The sequence below is a fragment of the Methylibium sp. T29-B genome (assembly GCF_000576225.1).
GTDB classification, from domain to species: Bacteria; Pseudomonadota; Gammaproteobacteria; order Burkholderiales; family Burkholderiaceae_C; genus Methylibium; species Methylibium petroleiphilum.
On sequence record NZ_AZSN01000238.1, the window covers coordinates 1 to 3,806 of the forward strand.

The window sequence follows — 3,806 nt, forward strand, 5'->3', positions numbered from 1 at the left end:
CGACCGTGCGCGTGTCGTCGGCCGCCACCACCACCGCCGCCGCGCCGCTGGCCAGGGCGCGCCGCGCCACGTGCACCACCATCGGCAGGCCGGCGATGTCGGCCAGGGGCTTGTCCGGCAGCCGGCTCGAACCGAGCCGCGCCGGGATCAGGACCGTGAAGCTCATTCCGACAGGGGCGCGGCCTGCGAGGGCGACTCGTCCAGTGCGCGCGCCTCCGATTCGAGCATCACCGGAATGCCGTCGCGGATCGGGAACGCCAGCCGGTCGGCCGCGCAATGCAGCTCGTGGCTGGCGTGATCGTGCGTCAGCGGGCCCTTGCAGATCGGGCACACCAGCAGGTCCATCAATCGGGTGTCCATGCTCATCCTTCGCGGCGCGGTGACAGTGGGGCCAGTGCGGTGTCGAGTGCGGCGAAGAATGCCGGCTCGGGCGAGAAGTCTAGCGGCGCGACCCAGACCCGCGTGCCGGGCCGCTCGCGTCGGACGCGGTCGACCGGGAGCTTGGCGGCGTCCTTCTCGGTCACGATCACGTCGGCGGTCGCGGCCGGCCAGGGCAGGGCGTCGAACGCCGCGTGGTCGGGCAGGGCCTGCTCCTGCACGTCCAGGCCGGCGTGGCGCAGCTGTTCGAAGAAGCGCTGAGGCTGGGCGATGCCGGCGCAGGCGAGCACGGGCCTGCCGCGCAGCGAATCGAGCGTGGCGGCGGCAGCCGGCGTGCCCTGCCACCACGCCGCGAGCGCCACGGCGCCGGTCAGCGCGCGTCGCGTCGCGTAGCCGGGCAGCGGCGTGCTGGGCCGGTCGGCGTTGTAGAGCACCAGCGCGGTCCCGGCGCCGGTCGGCGTGTCGATCGGCTCGCGCAGCGGGCCCGCCGGCAGCAGCCAGCCGTTGCCGGCTCCCCGAGCATCGAACACCACGACTTCGACATCGCGCGCCAGGCGGCGGTGCTGCAAGCCGTCGTCGGCAACGATCACGTCGATCTCCGGCCGGGCCCGCAGCAGCGCGGCGGCCGCCGCCACGCGGTCGCGGCCGACCACCACCGGCGCGCCGCTGCGCAGGTGGATCAGCAGGGGTTCATCGCCCACGACATCGGCCGGCGTGTCGGCGGCGACCGCCTGCACGCCGAGGTCAGTGCGGCCGTGTCCGCGCGACACCACGCCGGGCTGCCAGCCTTGGCGGCGCAAATGGGCCAGCACGGCGATCACGGTGGGCGTCTTGCCGGCACCGCCGGCGATGCGGTTGCCGATCACCACGACCGGCCGGCCAACGCGCATGCTGCGGCCGGGGTCGAGCCGGTAGCGACGGTTGCGCAGCGCCACGGCCGCGCCGTACAGCGCCGCCAGCGGCCGCAGCGCCCAGGCCACCGGCCCGCGGCGCAGCCACTGCTGGGTCAGAGGCTTCGAGCGTGCGCGCCAGGGCACGCGGGGCCGGTCCGCATTCAACGCGGCTCGGCATCGGCGCCGTTGCGGCTGCCTTGGGTCGCGAACGTCAGCTGCTGCAGTCCCGCACGACGGGCCGCGTCCAGCACATTGATCACGCTCTGGTGGGCCGCACTCGCGTCGGCGGAGACGATCACCACCCGGTCGTTCTGGCCCGCGGCGGCGGCAGCCAGGGCGGCTGTCAGCGTGGCGAGGTCACGACCCGCGACCGCGTCGCGGTTGACCGTGTAGCGCCCGTCGCTCGCGACGCCGACGATGATCTCCTTCGGATAGTCGCGGGCGCGTTCCGAATCGGCCACCGGCAGGTTCACCTTCAACTCGGTGAACTTGGAGTAGGTGGTCGAGAGCATCAGGAAGATCAGGATCACCAGCAGCACGTCGATGAACGGGATCAGGTTGATCTCCGGCTCCTCGCTGCGGCGGTGGCGGAAGTTCATCGCCATGGTCGTCGGGCCCGGTGCCGCTGCTCAGTTCTGGCGCGAAGTGAAGCGCAGCAGGTGCGGCATGATGCGCTCGCTGGCCTGCTCGAGATCGATCGTGTACTCGTCGACTCGCCCGCGGAAGTAGCGGTAGAACATCAGCGACGGGATGGCCACCACCAGCCCGAAGGCCGTGTTGTAGAGCGCGATCGAGATGCCGTGCGCCAGTTGCTCCGGGTTGCCGCCGACGCCGGCGGTGGTGGCCGGGGCCTGCGAGCCGAAGATCTCGATCATGCCCACCACCGTGCCGAACAGCCCCAGCAGCGGCGCTGCCGAGGCGATCGTGCCCAGGGTGTTCAGGTAGCGCTCGAGACGGTGCACGGCGGCACGTCCGGCGGTCTCGAAGGCGATGCGCAGGCCGTCCTCTGTGATGCGCGGGTCGGCGATCACCGCGCGCAGGCCGCTGGCCAGCACGCTGCCCAGCACCGAGTTGGCCGACAGCTTGTTCACCACCTCGGGCGCCGGCAGGCTCTTGCTGGTGACGGAGATGACTTCATCGAGCAGTCGCTGCGGCACGACGCGCACGGTGCGCAGGCTGCTGAATCGCTCGATCACGAGCGCCAGCGCAACGATGGAACACAGGATCAGCGGCCAGATCGGCCAGCCCGCGGCTTGTATGATCGAAAACAACGAGGTTCTCCTGATTCGGGTCGCGGCGATTATGGCCCGGCCCAGGTGGTGCCTGCCGCGACAGCCCCTCGAGTTCGTTGCCGCATTCGTCCACCGTTGTTGTGGATAACTTTGTGGGCAACCACCTCGCCCCCCGCCTCAAACGCCCGCCAGTCAAGGCCGCGAACAGATTGCTCAAACAATGAGCACAAAAAAACTCTTTGGAATCAAAGGCTTGCACAACTTTGACAGGCTCATGACGGGGTCAGTGTGGTGCGCGGCCTTATTTGGCGCGGCTGTGGAGTTCCGGCCCCGCATTTCGAGGGGGCTCGGAGCGTATCGAGGCCGTTGCGATGGCCACGGCTGATCGCCCCGCGGCGCGTGGCGTGATGCCCGTGGAGGAGGGCGCAGGCCGTGCCATCGGGCCCCGGGTCTGGGAGGTCGCTGCGCTGGTGCATGCGGTCGCCGACACGCTGGCGGCGCGCTTCGCGTCCGTCGCCGTGCGCGGCGAGGTGTCCGGCTACACCCGAGCCGCCAGCGGCCATTGCTACTTCACGCTGAAGGACGCCGAAGGCACGGCCGCGCTGCGCTGCGCGATGTTCCGCCGTGCCGCGAGCCTGCTCGACTTCGCGCCCGAGGAGGGGCATCTCGTCGAGTTGCGCGGTCGTCTGGCGGTGTATGAGCCACGTGGCGAACTGCAGTTCGTCGTCGAATCGATGCAGCGTGCCGGCGCAGGCGCCCTCTACGAGCGCTTCCTGCGGCTCAAGGCCCAGCTCGAGGCCGAGGGCCTGTTCGACGCGACGCGCAAACGAACGATCGTCCGCCACCCTGCCTGCATCGGCGTGGTCACGTCGCTTGCGGCGGCGGCCCTGCACGACGTGCTGACCGCGTTGCAGCGCCGAGCGCCGCAGGTGCGCGTGATCGTCTACCCGAGCCCGGTGCAGGGCGCCGAGGCCCCGGCGGCGTTGGCCGCAGCGATCGAGACCGCCGGACGGCACGGCCGGGCCGACACGCTGATCGTCGCCCGGGGCGGTGGTTCGCTGGAAGACCTGTGGGCCTTCAACGAGGCGCTGGTGGTGCGTGCCGTCGCGGCCAGCCGCATCCCGGTGATCGCCGGCATCGGCCACGAAACCGACGTGAGCCTGGTCGACTTCGCCGCCGACCTGCGCGCACCGACGCCGACCGCTGCGGCCGAGCTGGCCGCCATGCCGCGCGAAGAGGCGCTGGCGGTGCTGCACGATCTGGAGCGGCGCGCCAGACGCGGCGTGGCGCTGCGCCTGGACGG

6 protein-coding genes are annotated in these 3,806 nt (G+C 71.3%); 1 reads left to right on the top strand and 5 read right to left on the bottom strand.

Annotated features, from left to right (window positions below; all coding sequences use genetic code 11):
• From Y694_RS20290 to Y694_RS20310, 5 genes are all read right to left on the bottom strand, one after another.
• Positions 1-166, bottom strand: a 166-nt coding sequence (locus Y694_RS20290; RefSeq protein WP_036235912.1) for a cytidylyltransferase domain-containing protein, incomplete at its 3' end; no start/stop codon positions are given.
• Positions 163-360 (bottom strand): Trm112 family protein, encoded by a 198-nt coding sequence (locus tag Y694_RS20295; protein WP_036235914.1) that lies wholly within the window; start codon positions 358-360, stop codon positions 163-165. The genes Y694_RS20290 and Y694_RS20295, both read right to left, overlap by 4 nt.
• 2 nt (positions 361-362) lie before the next feature.
• Positions 363-1,415, bottom strand: coding sequence for a tetraacyldisaccharide 4'-kinase (gene lpxK, locus Y694_RS20300; protein ID WP_051495938.1), 1,053 nt, complete (start codon positions 1,413-1,415; stop codon positions 363-365).
• Positions 1,416-1,432: 17 nt separating this feature from the next.
• A complete protein-coding gene (locus tag Y694_RS20305) occupies positions 1,433-1,870 on the bottom strand; it encodes a biopolymer transporter ExbD (RefSeq protein ID WP_036235919.1) in 438 nt (145 codons plus the stop codon).
• Between the two features lie 30 nt (positions 1,871-1,900).
• Complete coding sequence (locus Y694_RS20310) at positions 1,901-2,542, bottom strand: MotA/TolQ/ExbB proton channel family protein (RefSeq protein WP_036235916.1); 642 nt, start codon at positions 2,540-2,542, stop codon at positions 1,901-1,903.
• Positions 2,543-2,910: 368 nt separating this feature from the next.
• Here Y694_RS20310 and xseA point away from each other — a divergent pair.
• The coding region (gene xseA, locus Y694_RS20315) for an exodeoxyribonuclease VII large subunit (RefSeq protein WP_051495939.1) at positions 2,911-3,806 on the top strand (896 nt) is incomplete at its 3' end.